The 22,503-nt window shown below is 71.4% G+C and carries 23 protein-coding genes; 12 read left to right on the plus strand and 11 right to left on the minus strand.

The window, feature by feature from the left end:
* Positions 1 to 9: 9 nt before the first annotated feature.
* Positions 10 to 1,374 carry a wax ester/triacylglycerol synthase family O-acyltransferase gene (locus tag AB0M83_RS20960; protein ID WP_364519365.1) on the minus strand — a complete coding sequence of 455 codons (1,365 nt, stop codon included), beginning with the start codon at positions 1,372 to 1,374 and terminating at the stop codon, positions 10 to 12.
* 80 nt (positions 1,375 to 1,454) lie between these two features.
* Between AB0M83_RS20960 and AB0M83_RS20965 the strand changes: the two genes are divergently transcribed.
* Genes AB0M83_RS20965 through AB0M83_RS20990 form a run of 6 tightly spaced genes read left to right on the plus strand, consistent with a single transcriptional unit; the run spans position 1,455 to position 9,503 of the window.
* The gene (locus AB0M83_RS20965; RefSeq protein WP_364519367.1) at positions 1,455 to 2,633 is read left to right on the plus strand and encodes an FAD-binding oxidoreductase; all 1,179 of its coding nucleotides are present in this window, start codon (positions 1,455 to 1,457) and stop codon (positions 2,631 to 2,633) included.
* Positions 2,634 to 2,677: 44 nt separating this feature from the next.
* Positions 2,678 to 4,300, plus strand: coding sequence for a thiamine pyrophosphate-binding protein (locus AB0M83_RS20970; RefSeq protein ID WP_364519369.1), 1,623 nt, complete (start codon positions 2,678 to 2,680; stop codon positions 4,298 to 4,300).
* Complete coding sequence (locus AB0M83_RS20975; protein ID WP_364519371.1) at positions 4,297 to 6,327, plus strand: hydantoinase/oxoprolinase family protein; 2,031 nt, start codon at positions 4,297 to 4,299, stop codon at positions 6,325 to 6,327. The genes AB0M83_RS20970 and AB0M83_RS20975 overlap by 4 nt, the downstream gene beginning before the upstream one ends.
* A complete protein-coding gene (locus AB0M83_RS20980; protein WP_364519372.1) occupies positions 6,324 to 8,024 on the plus strand; it encodes a hydantoinase B/oxoprolinase family protein in 1,701 nt (566 codons plus the stop codon). Before AB0M83_RS20975 ends, AB0M83_RS20980 begins: the two co-directional genes overlap by 4 nt.
* Before the next feature lie 2 nt (positions 8,025 to 8,026).
* Complete coding sequence (locus AB0M83_RS20985) at positions 8,027 to 8,812, plus strand: SDR family oxidoreductase (RefSeq protein WP_364519374.1); 786 nt, start codon at positions 8,027 to 8,029, stop codon at positions 8,810 to 8,812.
* Between the two features lie 4 nt (positions 8,813 to 8,816).
* The gene (locus AB0M83_RS20990) at positions 8,817 to 9,503 is read left to right on the plus strand and encodes a GntR family transcriptional regulator (protein ID WP_364519376.1); all 687 of its coding nucleotides are present in this window, start codon (positions 8,817 to 8,819) and stop codon (positions 9,501 to 9,503) included.
* Here AB0M83_RS20990 and AB0M83_RS20995 read toward each other — a convergent pair.
* Complete coding sequence (locus tag AB0M83_RS20995; protein WP_364519378.1) at positions 9,449 to 9,703, minus strand: hypothetical protein; 255 nt, start codon at positions 9,701 to 9,703, stop codon at positions 9,449 to 9,451. The two genes, AB0M83_RS20990 and AB0M83_RS20995, sit on opposite strands and share 55 nt — an antisense overlap.
* An 86-nt stretch (positions 9,704 to 9,789) precedes the next feature.
* On the opposite strand from AB0M83_RS20995, the gene AB0M83_RS21000 reads away from it, so the two are divergent.
* On the plus strand, positions 9,790 to 10,767 hold the full coding sequence (locus tag AB0M83_RS21000) for a helix-turn-helix domain-containing protein (RefSeq protein ID WP_364519380.1): 978 nt from the start codon (positions 9,790 to 9,792) through the stop codon (positions 10,765 to 10,767).
* Between the two features lie 4 nt (positions 10,768 to 10,771).
* Here AB0M83_RS21000 and AB0M83_RS21005 read toward each other — a convergent pair whose 3' ends face one another.
* Together AB0M83_RS21005 and AB0M83_RS21010 are read right to left on the minus strand one after the other, a co-directional pair.
* On the minus strand, positions 10,772 to 10,942 hold the full coding sequence (locus AB0M83_RS21005; protein WP_364519382.1) for a hypothetical protein: 171 nt from the start codon (positions 10,940 to 10,942) through the stop codon (positions 10,772 to 10,774).
* An 86-nt stretch (positions 10,943 to 11,028) separates the two neighbouring features.
* Positions 11,029 to 12,987: an NPCBM/NEW2 domain-containing protein gene (locus AB0M83_RS21010; RefSeq protein ID WP_364519384.1), complete on the minus strand. Its 1,959-nt coding sequence runs from the start codon at positions 12,985 to 12,987 to the stop codon at positions 11,029 to 11,031.
* A 135-nt stretch (positions 12,988 to 13,122) separates the two neighbouring features.
* On the opposite strand from AB0M83_RS21010, the gene AB0M83_RS21015 reads away from it, so the two are divergent.
* Positions 13,123 to 14,319, plus strand: a complete 1,197-nt coding sequence (locus AB0M83_RS21015; RefSeq protein ID WP_364519386.1) for a CoA transferase — start codon at positions 13,123 to 13,125, stop codon at positions 14,317 to 14,319.
* Positions 14,320 to 14,412: 93 nt separating this feature from the next.
* Complete coding sequence (locus AB0M83_RS21020; RefSeq protein ID WP_364519388.1) at positions 14,413 to 15,681, plus strand: aspartate aminotransferase family protein; 1,269 nt, start codon at positions 14,413 to 14,415, stop codon at positions 15,679 to 15,681.
* Between the two features lie 75 nt (positions 15,682 to 15,756).
* On the opposite strand, the gene AB0M83_RS21025 is transcribed toward AB0M83_RS21020, so the two are convergent.
* The 6 genes from AB0M83_RS21025 to AB0M83_RS21050 form a co-directional block, all read right to left on the minus strand.
* Positions 15,757 to 16,194: a VOC family protein gene (locus AB0M83_RS21025; RefSeq protein ID WP_364519390.1), complete on the minus strand. Its 438-nt coding sequence runs from the start codon at positions 16,192 to 16,194 to the stop codon at positions 15,757 to 15,759.
* Positions 16,173 to 16,370: a hypothetical protein gene (locus AB0M83_RS21030; RefSeq protein ID WP_004561810.1), complete on the minus strand. Its 198-nt coding sequence runs from the start codon at positions 16,368 to 16,370 to the stop codon at positions 16,173 to 16,175. Before AB0M83_RS21030 ends, AB0M83_RS21025 begins: the two co-directional genes overlap by 22 nt.
* A gap of 122 nt (positions 16,371 to 16,492) precedes the next feature.
* Positions 16,493 to 16,996 (minus strand): GNAT family N-acetyltransferase, encoded by a 504-nt coding sequence (locus tag AB0M83_RS21035; RefSeq protein ID WP_364519392.1) that lies wholly within the window; start codon positions 16,994 to 16,996, stop codon positions 16,493 to 16,495.
* Between the two features lie 31 nt (positions 16,997 to 17,027).
* Positions 17,028 to 17,822 carry a helix-turn-helix domain-containing protein gene (locus AB0M83_RS21040; protein WP_364519460.1) on the minus strand — a complete coding sequence of 265 codons (795 nt, stop codon included), beginning with the start codon at positions 17,820 to 17,822 and terminating at the stop codon, positions 17,028 to 17,030.
* A 127-nt stretch (positions 17,823 to 17,949) separates the two neighbouring features.
* On the minus strand, positions 17,950 to 19,503 hold the full coding sequence (locus AB0M83_RS21045; protein ID WP_364519394.1) for a PH domain-containing protein: 1,554 nt from the start codon (positions 19,501 to 19,503) through the stop codon (positions 17,950 to 17,952).
* Complete coding sequence (locus AB0M83_RS21050; RefSeq protein WP_364519396.1) at positions 19,500 to 20,012, minus strand: PH domain-containing protein; 513 nt, start codon at positions 20,010 to 20,012, stop codon at positions 19,500 to 19,502. Before AB0M83_RS21050 ends, AB0M83_RS21045 begins: the two co-directional genes overlap by 4 nt.
* Positions 20,013 to 20,197: 185 nt before the next feature.
* On the opposite strand from AB0M83_RS21050, the gene AB0M83_RS21055 reads away from it, so the two are divergent.
* The 3 genes from AB0M83_RS21055 to AB0M83_RS21065 are packed head-to-tail and all read left to right on the plus strand — an operon-like array spanning position 20,198 to position 22,128.
* Positions 20,198 to 21,115: a PAC2 family protein gene (locus AB0M83_RS21055; protein WP_364519398.1), complete on the plus strand. Its 918-nt coding sequence runs from the start codon at positions 20,198 to 20,200 to the stop codon at positions 21,113 to 21,115.
* On the plus strand, positions 21,115 to 21,846 hold the full coding sequence (locus AB0M83_RS21060) for a class I SAM-dependent methyltransferase (RefSeq protein WP_364519400.1): 732 nt from the start codon (positions 21,115 to 21,117) through the stop codon (positions 21,844 to 21,846). The genes AB0M83_RS21055 and AB0M83_RS21060 overlap by 1 nt, the downstream gene beginning before the upstream one ends.
* A gap of 33 nt (positions 21,847 to 21,879) precedes the next feature.
* Positions 21,880 to 22,128 (plus strand): hypothetical protein, encoded by a 249-nt coding sequence (locus AB0M83_RS21065; RefSeq protein ID WP_364519402.1) that lies wholly within the window; start codon positions 21,880 to 21,882, stop codon positions 22,126 to 22,128.
* A gap of 9 nt (positions 22,129 to 22,137) precedes the next feature.
* On the opposite strand, the gene AB0M83_RS21070 is transcribed toward AB0M83_RS21065, so the two are convergent.
* A complete protein-coding gene (locus AB0M83_RS21070; protein WP_364519404.1) occupies positions 22,138 to 22,488 on the minus strand; it encodes a YciI family protein in 351 nt (116 codons plus the stop codon).
* Between the last annotated feature and the right edge of the window lie 15 nt (positions 22,489 to 22,503).

Genomic DNA, 22,503 nt, shown 5'->3' on the forward strand with positions numbered 1-22,503 from the left:
GTGAGCGGGTTACTTTACCGCAGCTTCGAGTTCCACCAAGGCTGTGTCGAGGTGTGTCAGGATCCGCTGCAGGTGCGGCACGCTGCGGCGGCAGCCGGTGATGCCGAAGTCGAGGTGGTCACCGTTGCTCGTCAGCGTGATGTTCACGGCCTGACCGTCGAGCAGGACCGACGCGGGGTAGATGCCGTCGAGCTGCGCGCCGTTCCAGTACATCTGCTTGCGCGGCCCCGGCACGTTGGAGATGACGAGGTTGAACGGCGGCCGCGTGTTGTTCACGACGCCCGGGATCGGCGAGACGCCGAGCTGCGCGACGTTAACGGCCGATAACAGCAACGTCTGCAACGGCGTCAGCTCCGAGAACAGCCGCTTGCCGTTGCGCATCGACTGGTGGATCGTGACGAGCCGCTTGCCCGCGTCCGGCAGGTCGGTGGCGAGGTTGCACAGCAGCGCGCCGATGTTGTTGCCCGCGGCCTCGCCCGGGTCGTTCTGGCGGCGCAGCGACACGGGCACCATCGCGACCAGCGGCGCGTCAGGGAGCGCGCGCTGTTCGATGAGGTAGTCCCGCAACGCGCCCGAGCACATCGCGAGCACGACGTCGTTGCGCGACACCCCGGCGGCCGTCGCCACCTGACGCACGCGGTCGAGCGACCACGACTGCGCCGCGAACCGCCGCGCGCCCCCGATCGGCACGTTGAACATCGTCCGCGGTGCCTGCCCCGGCAGGGTCACCGTGTGCTCGCCGAACGCTTCGCGCGCCACCTTCATCGCGGCCGGCGCCAGCCCGGCGAGCTGGTTGACCGTCTTGCCCGCGCTCTGCAGGAACGATCGCTGGGTCTTGACGCGGCCTTCGCCCGGTTTGCGACGGCTGCCCCACCACGGCGGGCAATCCAGGTCCGCCGGATCGTCCGACAGCGTGCCCTGCAGCTGCCGCAGCGCAGAGACGCCGTCCATCAGCGCGTGGTGGACCTTGGTGTAGACCGCGAACCGGCCGTCGGCCAGCCCCTCGACGAGGTGCGTCTCCCACAGCGGGCGGTGCCGGTCGAGCAGGGTGCTGTGCCAGCGGGACGTCAGCTCCAGCAGCTCGCGGATGCGGCCCGGCTGCGGCAACGCCGAGTGCCGGAAGTGGTAGTCGAGCTCGAGATCGGTCTCGGCCTTCCACGCCACGTGGCCCATCGTGTTGACCGGCCGGGCCGGGCGGCGCTGGAACACCGACCGCATGTTGTCCGACTCGAGCAGCGAACGGCGGATGTCGCGCAGATAGTCCGGCCCGGCGCCGTCGGGCTTCTTGAACAGCTGCAGACCGCCCACGTGCATCGGATGCTCGCGCGTTTCGACCAGGAGGAACATCGAGTCGGTCACGGGCATCATCGCCATGGGACATCACCTTCCGCGCTCGGCACGCCGACTCTACGCGCTCGGTGGCCGGCGGTGGATCACGTTCTACATTGGCGAGTATGACCGTCCGCGGCGCCGGGGAAACGTCCTTGCCACCGATGGCCGAGTGCGTCGTGATCGGCGGCGGGGTGATCGGCGTGAGCTGCGCGTTCCGCTTGGCGGAAGCCGGCGTCGACGTCCTGCTGCTGGAGCGCGGCGGGCTCGGCGAGGGCTCGACGGCGAAGGCCGCGGGCGGCATCCGGTCGTCGTTCACCAGCCGCGTGAACGTCGAACTGGGACTGCGCGGGCTCGCCGCGTACAGCGCCTTCGCGCGCGACTTCGGAGCCGAGATCGACTTCCGCCGCGACGGCTACCTCTACCTCCTCACCGACCCGGCGGCCGTGACTGCAATCGGACATTGCTCGGAGCTGCAGCGCGAGTACGGCGTCCGCAGTCACCTGCTGGATCCGGCGGAGGCGAAGGGGCTCCTCCCGTTGCTCGAGACGGACGGGATCATCGCCGCGCTCTGGTCGCCGGACGACGCGAAGGCGACGCCGGACGCCGTCGTCCAGGGCTACGCGAAGGCGGCCCGCGCACACGGCGCGAAGCTGCGCACCGGCGTCGAGGTCACGGGGATCGAGCGTGACGGCGACACGTTAACCGGCGTTAACACGACGGCGGGGTTCGTGCGGACCGGCGCGGTGGTGTGCGCGGCGGGCGCCTGGTCGGGGCGAATCGGCGAGCTGGCCGGCCTCGACCTCCCGGTGCGGCCGTTCCGGCGCCAGGTCGTGTTCACCGGGCCGGTGCCCGGGCTGCCGGCGACGGTGCCGCTGACCATCGAGCTGCCGTCGGCGTTCTACTTCCACCGCGAGGGTCCGGGTTTGGCCACGTCGTTCAGCGAGGACGACGGCTTCCCGGGCTTCGACACCCGGTACGAACCGGGCGAGTGGCTGCCGCGCCTGGCCGAGCTGGCGGGCCGCCGGATCCCGGCCGTGCTCGACGCCGGGATCCGCACGGCCTGGGCCGGGCTGTACGAAGTGACGCCCGACCGCAACCAGATCGTGGGGGAAAGCGTCCTGCTGTCGCGGTTCTTCTACGCGACCGGCTTCTCCGGGCACGGGTTCCAGATGGGTCCGGCGACCGGCGAGCTGGTCCGGGACCTCTACCTGGGCCGGCCGACGGCCGTGGACATCGCGGAGCTCGACGTCCGGCGGTTCGAAGGCGCCGATACCGCACCGGCCGAGCACAACATCGTCTAGGGGTTGATTGCCAGATCGTTCAACGATCTGGCAGTATCCGCGCCGTGGCTGTGAGTGGTGCTCGGGAGCTGGTGGACGCGCTCGAAGGGCTGGGGACGGAGATCGTTTTCGGCCTCCCGGGGGTACACAACCTGCCGTTGTGGGAGGCGCTCGCCGAAACCCGCATCAAGCTCGTCGGGGTCCGCCACGAACAGACCGCCGGGTACGCGGCCGACGGCTACGCGCGCGCGACCGGCAAGCTCGGCGTCGCCCTCGTCACCACCGGGCCGGGTGCGGCCAACACCCTCGGCGCGGTCGGCGAAGCGATGGCCTCCGCGGCTCCGGTGCTGGTCATCGCCACCGACATCCCCTCGACTCTACGGCGCCCCGGTGTCGTCCGCGGTGTGCTGCACGAGACGTCCGACCAGCAGGCGATGTTCGCGCCGGTGACCAAAGGTGGCTTCACCGTGCGGGCCGCCGACCAGATCGGCACCACCGTGCACCGCGCGGCCCGGCTCGCGCTGCAGCCGCAGAGCGGCCCCGTCTACCTCGGTGTGCCCACCGACTACCTGCGCGAGACCGTGCCGCACCGGCGTCCGCCCGCGCCGCACCGCAAGCCCGACGGCGACGTCCCCGACCTCGCGCGCGCCGAGGCGATGCTGTCCGACGCGGAGCACCCGCTGATCTGGGCCGGCGGCGGCGCGCTGCGCTCCGGGGCGGGGGACGCCATCGGCGCGCTCGCCGAAAAGATCGCCGCGCCGGTCATCACCACGTTCGGCGCCCGCGGTCTGCTCCCGCTCGACCACCCGTGCCTCGCCCCGAACCCGGTGCACACGCCGGAGGTCGGCGAGCTGTGGGACGAAGCCGACGTCGTGCTCGCCATCGGCACCGACTTCGACGGCCTGATGACGCAGAACTGGCGGATGCCGAAGCCGCGCAAGCTGGTCGCGATCAACGTCGACGCCGACGACGCCGCCAAGAACTACCCGCCGGACCTGACGCTGGTCGGCGACGCGCGCGCGATCGTCGAGCGGCTGCTGCCGAAGGAACGTCCGGGCCTGAACGACATCACGTTGCGGCTGGCCGGGATCGGGCGCCGGGTGCGCCAGCGCATCCGCGACGAAGAGCCGCAGGCCTACGACTTCCTGTCCACTTTGGACGAGGTGCTGCCGTCGGACGCGGTGATCGTGTCCGACATGTGCGTCGCCGGCTACTGGGTCGGCGGCTTCCACCGGGTGCGGGCGCCGCGCAAGCTCGCCTACCCGATGGGCTGGGGCACCCTCGGCTACGGCTTCCCGGCGTCGCTCGGCGCCGCCGCGGCGGGCGTCGGGCGAGCCATCTGCATCACCGGCGACGGCGGTTTCCTCTACGCCTGCGGTGATCTCGCGACGCTCGCGCAGGAACAGCTGCCGGTCACGGTCGTCCTCGTCGACGACGGCGGCTACGGGATGCTGCGCTACGACCAGGAACGCGAAGGTCTCCCGCGCCGCGGAGTGGACTGGGACAGCCCGGACTTCGTCGGCCTCGCGCGCTCCTTCGGGGTGCACGCGGACCGCGTCTCCGGGTTCGGGCGGGCGTTCCGGCGGCTGCTCGGCGAGTTCGTCATGTCGGACGAGCCGAACGTCCTGGTCGTGAAGGCCAAGCTGAAGCCGCCGCTGAACACTTCGCCGCGGTGGTACCGCACATGAGGATCGGCGTCGACATCGGTGGCACGTTCACCGACCTCTGCGCGGTGGACGAGACCGGGATCGTCGCGGTCGGCAAGGTCCTGACCACCCACGACGAGCCGGCGCGCGCGGTCGAGGAGGGCCTGGCCGAGCTGCTCGCGGACGCGGGCATCGCGGCGACGGACGTCGAACAGGTCGTGCACGGGACGACGCTGGTGACGAACGCGCTGATCGAGCGCAAGGGCTCGCGCACCGCGCTGCTCGCCACCGCGGGCTTCCGGGACGTCCTGGAGATGCGCCGCGAGCACCGCTACGAGCTGTACGACCTGCACCTCGAGCTGCCCGAGCCCCTGGTCCCGCGGCACTTGCGCTTCGACGTGCCGGAACGGATCCTCGCCGACGGGTCCGTCCACATCAGACTCGACGAAGAGTACGTCGCGCGGCTCGGACGGGAGCTGGCTTCGCGCGGCATCGAGGCGGTCGCCGTCTGCTTCCTGCACGCGTTCACCAACCCCGCGCACGAGCGGCGCGTGGACGGGATCCTGGCCGAGGTCGCGCCCTCACTGCGGGTCGCGCTGTCCTCGGACGTCGTCCCCGAGATCCGCGAGTTCGAACGGACGTCGACCACGGTCGCGAACGTCTACGTCCAGGACCTCACCGAGCGCTACCTGCGCGACCTCGAACACCGGCTGCGGCGGCTCGGGATTTCCGGGGCGCCGCACATCATGCTGTCCAGCGGCGGTCTGGCCACTGTGGACACCGCGGCCCGGCACCCCATCCGGATCCTCGAGTCCGGCCCGGCCGGGGGAGCGCTGGCCGCCGCGTCGATCGGCCCCGCGGACCTGCTGGCCTTCGACATGGGCGGCACGACGGCGAAGCTGTGCCTGATCGCCGGCGGCGCGCCGCTCGTCACGCACCAGTTCGAAGTGGACCGCAAGTACCGGCTGCTGCCCGGGTCCGGGCTGCCGGTGCAGGTGCCGGTCACCGACATGATCGAGATCGGCGTCGGCGGCGGGTCGATCGCCCGGATCGACGCGCTCGGCCTGCTGACCGTCGGCCCAGACTCGGCCGGCTCCGAACCCGGCCCGGCTTGCTACGGCCGCGGCGGCACCGAGCCCACGGTGACCGACGCCGACCTGGTCCTCGGCTACCTCGACCCGGCGTACTTCCTCGGCGGTGGCATGGAACTCGACGCCGCGGCGGCGCGTGCGGCGATCGGCCGCATCGCCGGACCGCTCGGCGTGAGCGTCGAAGAGGCCGCGTGGGGCATCCACACGAGCGTCAACGAGGACATGGCGAACGCCGCGCGCGTGCACGCCGTCGAGCGTGGCCAGGATCCGGCCAAGCTGCCGATGTACACGTTCGGCGGGGCGGGACCGGTGCACGGCGTCGGTGTCGCCCGCGCGCTCGGGGCGCCCTCGGTCGTCGCGCCGCCCGCCGCCGGCGTGCTCAGCGCGGCCGGGTTCCTCGCCGCGCCGCTGGCTTTCGACTTCGTCCGGTCGGCGCGCGCGGCCGTGCACGATCTGGCTTGGGAGCAGGTCGACGCGCTGTTCGCCGAGATGGAAGCCGAAGGCGCGGCGCTGCTCGCGAAGTCCGGAGTGGACGAAGTGACGCACCGGCGCGTTGCCGAGATGCGCTACGCCGGGCAGGGCTACGAGATCCGTGTCCCGGTCCACGGGGGCAGCTGGCCGGACGCCCTGATCGACGAGTTCACCGCCACCTACCGCGCGCTGTACCGGCGCACCGGGCCCGCGGTCGCCGTCGAGGTGCTGAACTGGCGGGTCGTCTCGAGCGGTCCCGTGCCGGACGTCACCCTGCGACTGGCAGCCCAAGCGTCGCCGGGAGCTGCGCGGAAGGGTTCGCGTCAGGCCTACTTCCCGGCGGCGGGGGGATTTGTCGACACGGCGGTGTTCGACCGGTACCTCCTGACGCCGGGTGAGCGCGTCGACGGACCGGCCATCGTGGAGGAACGCGAGTCCACTGTGGTCGTCCCGCCCGGTGCCCACTGCGTCGTCCGAGGTGACGCGGCACTGGAGGTGACGGTGTGACCGTCGATCCGATCCTGGTCGGACTGTTCGGCAACCGGCTGCACTCCATTCTCGCCGAGCAGCAGAACGCGCTGGTCAACACGGCCTTCTCCGCCGTGGTCCGAGAATCGCTCGACCTGGCCTGCGCGGTGTTCGACTCGCGCGGCGAGATGATCGGCCAGTCCGTCGGCGGCACGCCCGGGCACATCAACGCGATGGCCACCGGCATGCACCACTTCGTCGCGGCCTACCCGCCGGAGAGCCTGGAACCCGGGGACGTGCTGTTCACCAATGACCCGTGGCAGACCGCCGGGCAGATCAACGACATCACCGTCGCGACGCCGGTGTTCCTGCGTGGCCGGCTCGTCGCGTGGTTCGCGTCCTGTTGCCACGCTCCGGACATCGGTGGCCGGCTCGTCTCCGCCGAAGCCCACGAGGTCTTCGAAGAGGGCTTACGCCTGCCGATCCTGAAGTTCCTGCGCGCGGGCGAGGTCAACGCCGATCTCGAGCGGCTGATCCGCGCCAACGTCCGGACCCCGGAAGAGACCATCGGCGACCTGTACGCGCAGGTCACGGGCAACGAGGTCGGCGCGGCGAGCCTGCTGCGGCTGCTGGACGAGTTCGGGCTCGACAGCCTCGACGACGTCGCCGCCGAGATCATGAATCGCTCCGAGAAGGCCCTCCGCGACGCGCTGCAGGAACTGCCGGACGGCGTCTACACCAACGAAATCGCCACCGACGGCTTCGACGACGAAGAGATCATCCTGCGCGTGACGGCCACTGTGGACAGTGACGAGATCCACCTCGACTTCGCGGGGTCGTCGCCGCAGAGCCGTCGCGGGATCAACGTCGTACTCAACTACACGCGGGCGTACGCGTCGTTCGCGGTCAAGGCGGCGATCTCGCCGGAGGTGCCGCACAACGCCGGGTCGTTCCGGCCGGTGCACGTCACCGCGCCGGAAGGGTCGGTGCTGAACTGCGTGCCGCCCGCCCCGGTCGCGTCCCGCCACCTGATCGGGCACTTCCTGCCGTCATTGCTGATCGGCGCCCTGCCCGGCGCCGCGATCGCCCCGAGCGCGGACGCGCTGTGGATGACGATCTGGCGTGGTTCCGGGTTCATGCTCAACGTCTTCCAGACCGGCGGCATGGGCGCGCGCGTCGACAAGGACGGCCTGAACACGACTGGCTTCCCCAGTGGACTGCGCTCGACGCCGACCGAGGTCATCGAGACGATGGCGCCGCTCGTCCAGCGTTCGCGCGAGTTGCGGGTGGACTCGGGTGGTGCCGGGCGGTGGCGCGGCGGCCTCGGCCAGGTGACGACGATGGCGGCGCGCGACCAGGAGTCCTGGAGCGTCAACGGGAACGTCGACCGCGTGCGTGCCGCGGCGTCCGGTGTGGACGGCGGAAAGCCCGGCGCGGCCGGTCGCTTCGGGCTCCACGCCGGGGAGGTTCTCCCCGCGAAGAGCCGCGTGACGCTGGCGCGCGAGTCCGTTGTGGACGTCACGCTACCCGGCGGCGGTGGCTACGGGCCGCCGTTCGAGCGGCCGGTGGCGGCGGTGCTCGGCGACGTCGTCGAGGGGTACGTCTCGGTGGACGCGGCGCGCGAGGTGTACGGCGTCGAGGTGCGGTTCCTCGGCGACCCGGAGACACTCGTCCGGCTGCCCGCGGACTACGCGGTGGACGAAGAGCAGACAGCACGACTGAGAGCGGGGAAGTGACCATGGGTCGGTTGGCCGGCAAGGTGGCGGTCGTCTTCGGCGGCGCGCGGGGCATCGGCCTCGCCACGGTGAAGGAGTTCCTCGCCGAGGGCGCGACGGTGTTCGCCTCCGACATCCGCGAGCCCGCGGAACAGCTCGACGGATACCGCCATGCCCTGGTGGACGCGACCGACGAGGACGCCGTGGCGGCGTTCGTCGACGGCGTGCTCGCCGAAGCGGGCCGCGTCGACGTGCTGTTCAACAACGTCGGCATCCACCTCGGCAAGCCGCTCGCGGACACGACCTTGGCCGAGTTCGACAACATCTTCGCGCTCAACGTGCGAGCGGCCTTCCTCGGCACGCGCGCCGTGCTGCCGCACATGATCGAGCGTAAGGCCGGCAGCATCATCACGACGTCGTCGAACGGCGGCGTGATGGGCCGTCCCGGCGACCCGGTCTACAACGCCACCAAGCACGCGCTGGTCGGGCTGACGAAGTCGATCGCCGTCGCCCACGCGCACCAGGGCATCCGCGCGAACACGGTGAACCCCGGCGCGATCGACACCGACATGCTGCGCAGCACGCTCAACTCGCCGGAGGAGTTCGAGACCAAGCAGCACCAGCTCGTCGCGAGCACTCCCGCGGCGCGCGTCGGCGAGGCGTGGGAAGTCGCGAAGGCCGTCGTGTTCCTGGCCAGCGACGAGTCGCGGTTCATCAACGGCGTCGTGCTGCCGATCGACGGCGCGAAGGCCGCGGGCGCGATGCCGGGCAACCGCTACAGCCTCGACTTCGAACTCGGCGTCAGGTAGCGCCGTGTCCGTCGATCCCTCGGGGCTGGCGAGCGAGCGGCACCTGCTCGAGCGCAGCGGCACGGCCGAACGGGTTGCCACGATCCTGCGCCAGTACATCACCGACGGCGTCTTCGCCCCCGGTGAACGGCTGTCCGAGCCGGTGATCAGCTCGGCACTCGGTGTCTCGCGCAACACGCTGCGCGAGTCGTTCCAGCTGCTCGCCCACGAACGGCTGGCGGTGCACGAGCTGAACCGCGGCGTGTTCGTGCGCGAACTGACCACAGAGGACATCGAAGACCTCTACGTCGTCCGCCGCGCCACCGAATGCGGTGCCCTGCGGCGAGCGGCCGAGCTGTCCACTGTGGACTTGGTACCGGTCGAGCAGGCCATGCGCGACGGCCGCGCGGCGGCCGCGGTGGAGGATTGGCCGGCGGTCGGCACCGCCAGCATCCACTTCCACCAGGCGCTGGCCGACCTGGCCGGCAGCGAGCGCATCTCCGCGACGATGCGCCAGGTGCTCGCCGAGACGCGGTTGTTCTTCGCCCTCAGCGAGAACACGCGCGAGTTCTACGAGCCGTTCCTGGACTGCCACGAGCGGATCCTGCGCGAGCTGCGGTGCGGCCGGTTCGACCTCGCCGAGGCCACCTTGGACCGCTACCTCCGCGACGCCGAAGCGTTGCTGCTGGCGCTCAGCGAACCGGCGACGTAGGGCACCTCGAAGACGTACGGCCGGAGGCAGATGGTGGCCCGGTACGTTCCGTCGGGACCGGCCGACCAGCCGATCCAGGTGATGGTGCGGACGACGGACAACCGGGCGTACGCGGGAGCGGACTGGGCCGCCGCGGCCGGCGCCGAGGCGAGGAACACGGCGGCCACGGCGACCAGGGTTCTCACGCGTCCGGGGAGCACGGCCTCAGTGAACCGCGCGGGAGCCGCCGGCCGGAAAGGATTCGAGCCGGTTCAAATCCACCGCGGCGGCTGTTACCGTCGAGCGGATGTTCATGCTGCGCGTCGACGCGGAGACGGTCGCCAGGACCCGGTTTTCGCCGTCGCTCGCGGCGGAGTCCCTGGCCTGGCTGAAACTCGCCGCCGGCTCGGAGCGTCACCCCGTGTTCGGGGATCCGGGCCCGCTCGCCCGGGCGTCCCTCACGCACCCGGACGTCGCCCTGCTCCTCGACCTGCTTCCGCGCGCCGGCGAGGTCTACACGCCCGACCTGCTCACCCCGCAGCCCGGCACGGCCACCCGGCCCCGCGACCTGCTCGACGAGCAGCTCGCGCGGATCGAGGCGACCCCGCAGGACGATCTCGAGGAGCAGGTGCTCTCCCACACGCAGGCCCACTGGCGCCGGCCGGTGCCGGTCAAGGCCCGCCGCGCCGCGGAGTCGGGGACGATGCCGCGGCGGCTGGCGAACGGGCTCGCGCGGTTCTGGCGCGACGCACTGGCCGAGGACTGGGACGGCCTGCAGGAGATCCTCGACCGGGACATCACCCACCGCGCGCGGACCATCGCGAGCCGCGGCGTCGGGGCGGTGCTGGGGACGTTGCACCCCGCCATCGGCTGGGCGGGCGACGCGATCACCCTCGTCAAGGCGTTCGACGGCGAGGTCGACGCCGGCGGCCGGGAGCTGGTCCTCGCCCCCGGCGTGCTCAGCTGGCCCGGCACCAGCATCCAGGTCGACGTACCCGGCCAGGTCGTGCTCTGCTACCCCGCGCACGGGATCGGCACCGGCGGGGCGCCCGAACCGGGCCGGATCGCGCCGGTGGTCGGAGCCGCCCGGGCGGCGCTGCTGAGCGACCTCGAAACCGCGCGGTCGACGGCGGAGCTCGCCACCCGGACCGGGTACGCCGCGGGCACCGTCTCCTACCACCTCACCGCCCTGCACCGCGCGGGCCTCGTGAGCAAGATCCGGGACGGCCGTTACGTGCTGTACCGGCGGACCCCGCAGGCCGTCGTCCTCCTGGAAGGCGCGTAAGCGCTCAGCAGGTGAGGTTCGGCGCGCTCCAGTCGGCGAACTCGACTCCCACTGGCGGCAGCAGCATGTCGAGGGTGATCGGCTGGCGAGTCTGCTTCAACGCATCGCTCATCCCGCAGACCAGTGCGGCGGCGCCGCTGTGCGGCGCATGGGTCCCTCCCCGGGCCACCGACAAGATCCCCAGGGTAAACCGGCAGAAGGGAGGAAACGCCGCCCCCGGACTGTGCCGGGGACGGCGTTAGGTGGATGATTCGCGCGCTCTCAGCAGGTGATCGTGGCGTCCGCCCAGTCGGCGTGGTCCGAATCGGTGGTGTCCCCGCCGTCGGTGACGACGAGGTCGAGCACCTGGACGCCGGCGAGGTTCGCCGCGAGCTGCTGCGCGGGCAGGCCCGCCGTCATGACGCCGGTCGCGGCGAGTTCCTTGCCGTCGCCGAGGACCTGGAACGCGACGCTGCCCTTGGCCTTTTCGTCGTCGTGACCGACCGACGCGCCGAACGCCGTGCAGCCGCCGCCGAGGTAGAACCGGACGCGCGACGGCGCGTGGACGCCGAGGCCGTCGTCGTAGGACACGCCGCCGATGGTGATCCGGTGGCCGTCACCGGCCTTGGACTCGCCGTTGCTCGTGCCGCGTTCGACCGGGCCGTAGCCGTTCTCGGCGGAAAGCCACGCCGCCTTCGAAAGCGGCGTCACGCCTGACGTCGGCGGGACCACGATCGGCGCGCCGCCGTCCGCTGTTAACGAGCGTTCACCCCAGGCGGTCCAGTAGTTCGCCGTCGCGGTCAGGGTGACGCGGTCGCCGGCGGGGGAGTGCGGCCGGACCGTCCAGGACCGCTGCCACGACCGGCCCGGCGCCACCGCCGGGACGAGCGCGTCACCGCGGCCGTCGAGCTGCCAGCCGGCCGGGGCGGTCAGCTTCACCTGCGCGGCGACGAGCGGGGTGCTGCCGTCGTTGGTCAGCTCGAGCGTCGCGGTGAACGGCTTGGCGGCGTCGGCGAAGTCCGGCGTCCGCACGGTGAGCGTCGACAGCGGGGCCGCGTTCGGGAACTTCGCGGGCCAAACGCGGAACACGGCGGCGCCGTGGCTCGGCACCGACGCCCGGAGCGTGCCGGTGGACTCGGTTTCGGCGCCGGTCCACAGGTCGCGGACGCGGTAGTCGCGAGCCTTCGCGAGGCCGAGTTCGGCGGCGGTGGCGGACATCGGCGCGGCGGTCAGGCCGCGGTTGAAGAGCACGACCGCCGCCGAGCCGTCGGACATCGGCTTGGTCCAGACCTCGGTGTCGCCGTCGTCGCGGAGCCGGGAGCCCTGCTTGCCCGCCCAGTCCTGGTCGAGCGCGATGATGTCCTTGTTCTCCAGGATCTTCTTCGTCGTGTCGGACATCGAGCGCAGGTCGTTGCCGGCGAGCAGCGGGGCGTTCATCAGCGCCCACAACGCGAAGTGCGCCTGGTACTCGGTGGTCGTCATCTTGCCGTTGCCGACCTCGAGCATGTCCGGGTCGTTCCAGCCGCCCGGGCCGGAGTAACCGGCCAGCGGGACCTGCTTGTCGAGGATTCCGGTCATGCTGCTCCAGCTGTCGCTGATGTCGCCGGTGGTGCGCCACACCTGCGCGCCGGCGTCCTTGCCCCACAGCCACGGCTGGTTCTCGCCCCACTCGCAGAGCGCGTAGAGGATCGGGCGGCCGGTCTTCTTGATCGCCTCGCCCATCTTCGTGTAGCGCTCGACGGCCGGACGGCCCTGGTTGTTGCAGTTGTCGTACTTGAGGTAGTCGACGCCCCAGTCGGCGAAGGTCTGCGCGTCGACGTCCTCGTGGTCGAGGCCGCCGGGCATGGTCTTCTGGCAGGTGAGCGTGCCGGCGCTGGTGTAGATGCCGAGCTTGAGCCCGCGGTCGTGGACGTAGTCGGCCAGCGCCTTGATGCCGCCGGGGAAACGGGTGTGGCTGGCCTCGAGCTTGCCGTCGGCGGTGCGGTTCTGTTCGGCCCAGCAGTCGTCGATGTTGACGTACTGGTAGCCGGCCGCCTTCAGGCCGGAGCTCACCATCGCGTCCGCCGTCTCGCGGATGAGTTCTTCGGTGATGTCGCAATGGAACCTGTTCCAGCTGTTCCAGCCCATCGGCGGGCGTTGGCCGAGCTGGGGCGCATCGGCCGGCTCGGCGGCCTGAGCGGGTGGGGGAGAAGCGATCGCGGCGGCCACGACAGCGGCCGCGAGCCCGACAAGAAGACGCATGTTCCCTCCAGGAGTGCGCAACTCTGCACAAACTCACTCAACAACAAACACCATGAAGAGGTCGGACGTCTACGGCCGTTAGGAGGAACACCTTGCGCAATTCCGGGTCGTGGGAGAGAAAGGGCCGTGACTTCGATGCCTGCTGACCGCGCCGGTTTCCGTCCGCTGGACGGGATCAAGGTCGTCGACCTGTCCCGCATCCTCGCCGGGCCGTACTGCACGCAGTACCTCGGCGAGATGGGTGCGGACGTGGTGAAGGTCGAGCCGCCCGGCCACGGCGACGACACCCGCGGCTGGGGGCCGCCGTTCGTCGGCGAAAGCGGCGAAGCCGTGTACTACCTCGCGGCGAACCGGAACAAGCGCGGGATCGTGCTCGACCTCAAGAGCGACCGCGGCCGCGAAGCCCTCCGACGTCTGGTGGCCGACGCGGACGTGCTCGTCGAGAACTTCCGCCCGGGGACGCTGGAGAAGTGGGGGCTCGGGTACGCGGCTCTGTCGGAGCTGAACCCGCGGCTGATCCACGTGTCGATCACCGGGTTCGGGCAGACGGGCCCGTACCGCGACCGCGCGGGCTACGACCTGGTGGCCCAGGCCCTCGGCGGCGTGATGTCGCTGACCGGCGAGCCCGGCGGCGCGCCGGCGAAGGTCGGGCTGCCGGTGGCGGACCTGAACGCGGGGACGTGGGCGATCATCGCGGTGCTGATGGCGCTGCAGGCCCGGCACACCACGGGCCGCGGCCAGTACCTCGATGTGTCCCTTTTGGACAGTCAACTGGCCTGGCACGTGTACGCGGCGGGCGCGGTGTTCTACGACGCGCCGCGCCCGCGCCGGATGGGTTCGGCGCACCCGAGCATCGTCCCGTACCAGGCGTACCACGTTTCGGACGGCTGGCTGATCATCGCGGTGGGCAGCGAAAAGCTGTGGCACGCGTTCTGCGGGGTGCTCGAGCTGGACATCGCTTCGGACGCGCGGTTCTCGTCGAACGCTCTGCGGGCCGCGCACCGCGACGAGCTGAACGCGGTGCTGGAGCCGGTGCTGCGGACGCGAACGGCGGCGGACTGGCTGAAGTCCTTCGACGCGGCGGGTATCCCGGCGGCCCCGATCAACGAGATCGACGACGTGTACGCGGACCCGTGGACCGCCGCGCGCGACCAGGTGGTCCGCCTCCCGCACCCGACGGTGGGAACGTATGTGGGGACGGGGTTCCCGGTGAAGGCCTCGGACACCCCGGCGCGCCCGACGTCGGCGCCGCCGACCTTGGGGCAGCACACCGCGGAGGTGCTGGCGGAGCTGGGCTACTCGGCGGAGGAGATCGCGGAGTTCCTGGACTGAATGGTACACCCAGTGTCGCGAAATGTGCACGATGGAGTGTTCGCGCTCCCCGCTTCGCCCTGGTAGGGATGGGGGAAGGACTGAGGAGGACCGATGTCAGCACAGCACGCCCTTTGGCACCCGTTCGCCGACATGGGCGCGGTCGACGGCGACCGGATGGTCATCACCCGCGGGGAGGGCTCCTACGTCTGGGACGACGCCGGCCGCCGGTACTTCGATGCCACCGCGTCGCTCTGGTACGCGAACTTCGGGCACGGGCGGCCCGAGATCACCGAGGCCGTCACCAGGCAGCTGCGGACCCTCGACTCGTACAACCTGTTCGGCTACAACGCGAACGAGCCCGCGATCGAGCTGGCCGACCGCGTCGCCGCGCTCGCGCCGACGCCGGGGTCGAAGGTCTTCTTCGGGTCGGGTGGCGGGGACGTCATCGACACCGCCGTGAAGCTCGCGCGGGCGTACTTCGCGCAGACCGGGCGGCCGGAGAAGACGCACGTCATCGGCCGCGCGCAGGGTTACCACGGCACGCACGGCTTCGGCACGGCCGTCGGCGGCATCCCGGCCAACGCGGCCGGCGTCGGGCCGCAGCCGCCGGAGTTCTCGCACGTGCCGTTCGACAGCGCTCCGGCGCTGGAAGCCGAGATCGAGCGGGTGGGCGCTTCGCGCGTCGCGGCCTTCTTCTGCGAGCCGGTGATCGGCGCGGGCGGGGTGCTGCTCCCGCCGGACGGCTACCTCGAGGAGGTGGCCGCGATCTGCCGCCGCCACGACGTGCTGTTCGTCGCGGACTGCGTGATCGCGGCGTGGGGCCGGCTCGGGACGTGGTTCGGCATCGACCGCTGGGCGGTCGAGCCGGACCTGATCACGACGGCGAAGGGCATCACCGGCGGCACGATCCCGCTGGGCGCCCTGGTGGTGGCCCCGCGGGTGGCCGAGCCGTTCTTCACGGGCAAGCCGGGCGCCCCGATCTTCCGCCACGGCGCGACGTACGCGGGCCACCCGGTCGCGTGCGCGGCCGGCCTGGCGACCCTGGACATCTACGAGCGCGACGGCCTGATCCCCCGCGGCCGCGAGCTGGAGAAGCCCCTGGCCGACGCGGTATCCGGGCTCGTCGGCCATTCCCTGGTGGCGGAGGTCCGGGCGGGGCTCGGGTTCCTGGCCGCGGTCGAGCTGACGGCGGAGGTCGTGGACGCCGACCCGGGCGCCCCGGTGAAGCTGCAGCGCGCGTGCCGCGACGAGGGCGTCATCGTGCGGAACCTCGGACGCGGTATCGCCGTGTCGCCGCCGCTGATCGCGGGAGAGGCGGAGCTGGATCTGCTGGCTTCGGCGCTCCCGAAGGCATTGGACCGCCTGGCGGCGCAGAGCTGACGCGGTGAACGACTCTTTCCTGTCCTCCGACGGCAGGAAAGAGTCGTTCGTGCCCGGAGTACCCGGCCGCGCCGCTCACGAAATGCAGAACTCGTTGCCCTCCGGGTCCGCCATCGTCACCCAGCTGTGCGGCCCTTGCCGCCCCCGGTGCAGGAACTTCGCCCCGCGTGACGTCAGCTTTTCCAGCGTGGCCTCGACGTTGTCCGCGCCGACCCACACGTCGATGTGGAGGCGGTTCTTCACCGTCTTCGGCTCCGGAACCTCCTGGAAGAGAATCCGCCGGGGTGGACCCCCGGGTGGCGAGTCCGGATGGCGGATCGCCGCCCCCGTCCGCCACACCAGCGACCCGTTGTACGTCCGGGTTTCCTCTTCCTTCGCGTACCCCTTCGCGATCATCTCGCGGATGAAGTCCTCGTCCGTCGGTTCCACCAGCCAGCCGAGCGTCTCGGCCCACCAGCCGGCGAGCACGTGCGGGTCGGCCGTATCCACCACTACCTGGAAGTCATGCGCCATACGGGCACGTTAACGACCGAGTCCGACATTTTCCGGAGCATCGGGTCCTCGGGCACGACCGTGAAGCGCCACTTGTCGACGCCGCCGCCCATGATCTCGGCGTAGCGGCGGGCGCCGTCGGCGTTGGCGAAACGCACCTGCTGGCCGTTCGTCAGGTGGGTGATCTTGACCGCCACAACAACCTCCCGAAGTCTGTGGGCCGGCCCAGGAGCTTCCCCCTCCGAGGCCGGCGAGCACAGTAGAACACATGTTCGACCGGGTGCGCCAGTGGATCCCCCGCGCAGGTGAGAACCCCAGGTCAGAGTGGTCGGATCATCGCCACGCGCGGCCAGGCGTCGAGGCCGCGGGCGGCCTCCGCGCGGCGGATCGCCCGCAGCCCGTCGCCGATTTCCGCGTCCGCCAGCACCCGGAACCGCAGCCGCTCGTAGTAGGGCGCGTTCCACGGCACGGCCGCGAACGTCGTGAGCGTCAGCGCCGGCAACCCGCGCGCGGCCGCCCACTCGGCGAGCGTCTCGATCAGCGCGCTGCCGAGCCCGCGCCGCGCGTGCGAGGGCCGCACCGAGACCTGCTCGACGTGCGCGTGCCCGTCGACGACTTCGGCGACGAGGTACGCCACCGGCCGGTCGGCGTCGTCCACGCTCACCCAGGCGCGGCCGTCGACCTGGTATCCCGCCAGCTCCTCGACCGAACCCGGGTCGTCGTCGGCGATCGCGGCCATGTCGACGGCCCGGAAGAGGCTGCCCGCCTCGCGTTCGACGTCGATCAACGCGGGCAGGTCGTCGGGGCGCGCGAGCCGGATCACGAACGCATTCGTACGCGCCCGGCCGGGATTTTCACAGCGAATAAGACGAAATCGTGCGCTGGATGCGGTTCGCGTACCCCTGCAGGGCGGTGATCGCGGTGTACCGCGCCTCGTCGGTGATCCGCGCGGCCGGGCCGGCCAGGCTCAGCACGGTCGGCCGCCGCCCGTAGGTGGGCACCGGCACCGAACACGCCCAGACGCCTTCGTCGATTTCCCCGGAACTGACCGAAAACCGGTTCTCCAGCGCGTGCTTGAGCTCGTCACGCACGTGCGCGCCCCGCTGCTCGACGATCGGTGCCAGCCGCCGCTCGCGCTCCATTTCCGGCAGCAGCGCGAGCAGCATCTTCCCCGACGCGCCGACGCCGAGCGGCACGGAATGCCCCGGCTCGAACGTGAACCGCATGGCGCGGTCGCACTCCACGCGATCCGCGCACACGGCGGCGTCGCCGAACTGCTGGAAGAGCATCACCGTCTCGCCGAGCTCGCGCGCGGCTTCCTCCATCGACGGTTTGGCCAGCCGCACGAGGTCGTTCGCCAGCTGCGCGGCGCGCGCGAGCGGCATCACCTGGCTGGTGAGGTGGTAGTGCCCGGCCCGGCCCTCTTCGAGCAGCTGCAGCTCCTTGAGCAGGGCGACGTAGCGGTAGGTCGTCGCGACCGGGGTGCCGATCGTCGCGGCGAGCTCGGCGACGCTGGCCTCCCAGCGACGTTCGGAAAAGGCGAGGAGCAGCTGGAGGACCTTCCGGGAACTGCTTGCGCCGGGGGTGCGGCGGGGAGCGGTGGTGGCGGGACCGTCAACGGCACTGGCGGCACTGACGGCAGGCGTCATCATGACCTCTCGGTGAGACAAAAACGACCTTCGCTATCACACGGGGTGAATAAATTAGCACGTTGTGTTAAACGAAGGCCAGCATTCTCGCCGCGGGTCAATTTCCACTCGAAATGCGCTGATTCACTTATTCTTGTAGTACTTCGGAGTGCTCAGCCCGCTCCAGAAACGGCGTCAGCAGGCCGGGGACGGTCCGGTCGGCCAGCGCGAGCCCGTCGGCCTCGCCGACGTCGAGCACGCGGTAGTGCCCCTTGCCCGCGGCGACCGGCGCGATGATCGTGACCAGCCCGGCCCGGCGCTGGAAGTACGAGCGTTCGACGACGACGCCGGTCATGCCGTCGCAGCGGACCGCCGCGGTGCCGCGGTCGAGCGACCCCGAGCGCGTCACGAGGTAGCGGCCGGTGAGGGCGTGCCCGAGGCCGCGGTAGCGGTCCCAGCCGACCAGCGCGGCGAACGGCACGAGGACGAGCGCGGCCTGCCACGGCCAGTCCGGCAGCGCCCCGAGCCACGCCAGGCCGTACAGCGCCGCGGCGAGCACCAGCACCCCGATGACGGCCCGGGAGAGCCGCCGGTACAGCGCCCGGCGCGGGTGGCGCACCAGCGGCGTCGCGGCCGGGTCCTCGCCGAGCACCTTCGCGACGACCTCGTGGGCTTTCGCGAGCGGCGCGGGCGGGAGCAGCAGCCCGCCGCTCTTGTCCGCGCCCTTGCCCTCGCGCAGGCCGCCGGCGATGGCGACGCAGCGGGCGCCGCCGGCCAGCCGCAGCGGCAGCGGCTCGCGGATTTCCACGCCGCGCAGGCGGTCCTCCTCGATCGACACCGAGCGCGTCGTGATCAGGCCGCGCCGGATGTGCAGCGTGCCGGCGGGCTCGCGGGTGAGCCGGAAGTTCCAGAACGACAGCACGTACCCGCCGATCGACAGCAGCGAGACGAGCACGAGCAGCCCGGCGGCGGCCAGCACCAGGCTCACCCACGTCGGGGTGTCGGCGAAGTGCCCGACGACCGTCTGGACCAGCGAAAACTGGATCGGGTCGAAGTGCAGTTCGTGCGCGAAGTGGTAGACGGTGCCGACGGCGGCGCCGACCACCGCCAGCCCGGACAGCGTGAACGGCGCGTACCGCAGCCACTTCTTGTCGACGACGGCGACGACCTGCTCGGGCGGCGCGGGGGCGGCTTCGGTCTCCGTCTCCACGGCCTTGCGGTGCAGCAGGAGCGTCCGCAGCCGCTGCGCTTCGGCGATCGTGACGGCGTCGAGGACGAGTTCGTCCTTGCCCGGCCCCTTGCCGCCCGAGTGCCGCCCGGTGCCGATGCGCGCGGCCGCCAGCTTGAACAGCCGGTGCTTCGGCTCGGAGGTGACGTCGACCGTGCGGATCCGGTCGCGGGGGATGGCGCGCTGCTTGCGCAGCAGCAGCCCGGTGTGCCACTCGATCTGGGTTCCGGTGATCCGGTAGCGCGAAGTCAGCACGTGCGAGACCCCGGTGAACACGGCGATCGCGGTGAAGATCAGACCGACCCACTGCCACGGCTCGCCCTGCCCGACGAGCAGCGCGCCCAGCAGCACCGGCAGCGAGCGCACCAGGTCCAGCACCGGCCGGATGAGCAGCATGCGCCGGTCCAGGCGGTGCCACGGCGCGTCCTGCGTCCCCTCGGCGGGAGGCGTCACGAGGGCTTCGGTACTGCTCATGTCGCGTCGCCCCGGACGGCCTGCGTGGTCTTCGTGAGCTCGTCGGCCAGCTCGAGCGCGCGGTCGTGCCGCAGGCCCGCGATGCGCAGCGGGCCCGCCGCGGACGCCGTCGTCACGGTGATCTTCGCCAGCCCGAAGAGCTGCTCGAAGGGGTCGCGCTCGATGTCGACGGTCTGGATCCGCGACACCGGCGCGATCCGCCACTCCTGCTTCAGCCAGCCGGCCTGGGTGTAGACGGCCTCGCCGGTGACCTCCCAGCGGTGCACGCGGTAGCGCCACTGCGGCATCACGACGAGGTGCAGCGGAGCGAGCACGCACGAGATGATCAGCGTGACGTCGAGGAACGACGGTGGATCGTCGCTGGTCACGACGATGACCGTCTGCACCCCGATCAGCACGATCCACAGGAGCGCGGCGGTCACCGTCCAGTAGCCGATGGCCCGCCGGCTGACCCGGTGCGCGGGCGGCCGCAGCCGCAACGCCGCTGTGTTCGTACTGTGTTCGGTCACAGGTCAAGCGTGCCCGATCGGCGCCTTGCGTGCCCACGACATGTGTCATCGAAGTTTCATCGAGGCCGATCCGGTCCGGCCTCCATCGCATGCCGTTACGATCGGCCACACCGTCGGAGGAATGGATTCGCCGTCGGGGTGTGTTGTGCTTGAAGGATTGACTTGTCAGCGAGCAGGAGGACCCGGTGGGACCCGATCCCGACGACCTGTACGAGGTGGACTCGGACGTCCCCGACCTGACCGGGGCGGTGCTGATGCACCACTTCGAAGGGTTCATGGACGCCGGTTCGGCGGGCCGTCTGCTGGCCGAGCACCTGCTCGCCGGCGAGCACCGGGTGGTCGCGCGCTTCGACGTCGACCGGCTCATCGACTACCGCTCGCGCCGGCCGACGATGACCTACGCCGTGGACCACTGGGAGGACTACGACGCGCCGGAACTGGTCGTCCACCTGCTGCACGACGGCGACGGGACGCCCTTCCTCCTGCTGTCCGGCCCGGAACCCGACCACGACTGGGAGCGGTTCTGCCGCGCGGTCCGGAACCTGATCGAACGCTGGGGCGTCCGGCTCACCGCCGGTTTCCACGGCATCCCGATGGGCGCGCCGCACACCCGCCCGCTCGGCGTCACGGTGCACGCGACCCGGCAGGACCTGGTCGGCGAGCACCAGCCGCTGCCGAACCGGCTGCAGGTGCCGGGCAGCCTGGCCGCGCTGCTGGAGTACCGGCTCGGCGAGTGGGGCCACGACGCCATCGGGTTCGCCGCGCACGTGCCGCACTACCTGGCGCAGTCGACGTACCCGGCCTCGTCGCTGGTCGTGCTCGACGCCCTGAGCCGCTCGACCGGCCTGAGCCTGGCCGAAGGCGAACTGCGCACCGCGGCGGAGCTCGCCGACGCCGAGATCAACCGCCAGGTCGCGGAGTCCGACGAGGTCGCCGACGTCGTCCGCGCGCTCGAGCGGCAGTACGACACGTTCATCGAGGCTTCCGAGCGGGGTTCGCTGCTCGCCGAATCGGTCGAGCACATGCCGACCGCGGAGGAGCTCGGGTCCCAGTTCGAGCGGTTCCTGGCCGAGCAGAACGGCGGCGACGGCCCGGAGCGCTGATGACGCGCTACGACGAGATCGGCGTCGGCTACGCGCGGGGGAGGCGAACCGACCCGCGGTGGCTGACGCCGGTGCTCGACGCGCTCGGCTCGGCCGCTTCCGTGCTCGACGTCGGTTCCGGGACGGGGTCGTACGAGCCGCCCGCGCGGCGCGTCGTCGCGGTGGAGCCGTCGGCGGAAATGATCCGGCAACGGCGTCCTGACGCCGCGCCGGTGGTGCGGGCGGTCGCCGAGGCGTTGCCGTTCGCCGACGGTGCCTTCGACGCGGCTCTGGCGGTGCTGACCGTGCACCACTGGCGGGACTGGCGCCGCGGTCTCGACGAGCTTCGCCGGGTCGCTTCCCGGCAGGTCGTCCTCGCCTACGACACCGCGCTGCACAACGACTTCTGGCTCGTGCGGGAGTACGTGCCGGAGGTGGCCCTGCTCGAACGGTCGCGTCCCTCGGCACCGGAGATCGCGGACTTCCTGGGCGCGGCTTCGGTCGTCGAGCTGCCGGTGCCGTGGGACTTCACGGACGGCGTGTTCCCGGCCCACTGGCGCCGTCCGGAGGCCTACCTCGATCCGGCGGTCCGGCGGTCGTGCTCGGCGCTCGCGCAGACGTCGCCCGAGGCGGTGCTCCGGGGAATGGCCCGATTGCGGGCCGATCTGGAGTCCGGGCGGTGGCACGAGGAGCACGCGGAGCTGCTGACCCGGACGGAGTGGGACGCGGGGTTCCGGCTCATCGTGCGGTGAGGCGAGGTACCGTCCCGGGTCCTCGATCGGGTGGTGGAGTTCGAGATCCGCAGCCGGCGCGACATCGTCTACTCCGGCGATCAGGACGCCGCGCTGGAAAGCAACGTCTTCGCCCGCGACGATCTGCCGGACGTCCCGGGTGCCGAACCGGTCGTCGGCCCCACGGCTGCGCGCGGGCAGCATCGTGCACTTCGACGAGTTCTTCGACTTCCCCGGCTGGAAGCGGCACGAGTACCGCGCCTGGACGGAGTACGTCGCCTACCTACAGCGACAACCAGGTGACGGTGAAGATCACGAAGCCGTAGGCGGCCCGTCGAGGATTTCGCGCAGCTCCAGCGTGCCGACCTCGGCCCACGGGTGCCGCGACGCGACCTCGAGGGCCGTCGACCGGTCCGCGCATTCGAGGATGTTGTAGCCGCCCACCTGCTCCTTGGTCTCGGCGAACGGGCCGTCGGTCAGCAGCACTTCGCCGTCGCGCACCCGGATCGTCTTCGCCTCGGCCGGCGGACGCAGGCCCGTGCCGGCCTGCCGGACGCCGCGCCGTTCGGCCTCGGCGGCCCATTCGTGGCAGCGCCGCGCCATCTCCGGGCCGGCCGCCGCCGCGGCGCTTTCGTCACCGCACAGCAGGAGCAGGTATCGCACGGCGTCAGCATGCCA

This window comes from Amycolatopsis sp. NPDC051106, assembly GCF_040682775.1.
Classification (GTDB): domain Bacteria; phylum Actinomycetota; class Actinomycetes; order Mycobacteriales; family Pseudonocardiaceae; genus Amycolatopsis.

Coding starts and splice junctions, on each gene's coding strand:
- AB0M83_RS20960 (WP_364519365.1), bottom strand. CDS start 1,374: ATGGCGATGATGCCCGTGACCGACTCGATGTTCCTCCTGGTCGAAACG.
- AB0M83_RS20965 (WP_364519367.1), top strand. CDS start 1,455: ATGACCGTCCGCGGCGCCGGGGAAACGTCCTTGCCACCGATGGCCGAG.
- AB0M83_RS20975 (WP_364519371.1), top strand. CDS start 4,297: ATGAGGATCGGCGTCGACATCGGTGGCACGTTCACCGACCTCTGCGCG.
- AB0M83_RS20985 (WP_364519374.1), top strand. CDS start 8,027: ATGGGTCGGTTGGCCGGCAAGGTGGCGGTCGTCTTCGGCGGCGCGCGG.
- AB0M83_RS21000 (WP_364519380.1), top strand. CDS start 9,790: ATGTTCATGCTGCGCGTCGACGCGGAGACGGTCGCCAGGACCCGGTTT.
- AB0M83_RS21010 (WP_364519384.1), bottom strand. CDS start 12,987: ATGCGTCTTCTTGTCGGGCTCGCGGCCGCTGTCGTGGCCGCCGCGATC.
- AB0M83_RS21015 (WP_364519386.1), top strand. CDS start 13,123: ATGCCTGCTGACCGCGCCGGTTTCCGTCCGCTGGACGGGATCAAGGTC.
- AB0M83_RS21020 (WP_364519388.1), top strand. CDS start 14,413: ATGTCAGCACAGCACGCCCTTTGGCACCCGTTCGCCGACATGGGCGCG.
- AB0M83_RS21025 (WP_364519390.1), bottom strand. CDS start 16,194: ATGGCGCATGACTTCCAGGTAGTGGTGGATACGGCCGACCCGCACGTG.
- AB0M83_RS21040 (WP_364519460.1), bottom strand. CDS start 17,822: ATGACGCCTGCCGTCAGTGCCGCCAGTGCCGTTGACGGTCCCGCCACC.
- AB0M83_RS21045 (WP_364519394.1), bottom strand. CDS start 19,503: ATGAGCAGTACCGAAGCCCTCGTGACGCCTCCCGCCGAGGGGACGCAG.
- AB0M83_RS21060 (WP_364519400.1), top strand. CDS start 21,115: ATGACGCGCTACGACGAGATCGGCGTCGGCTACGCGCGGGGGAGGCGA.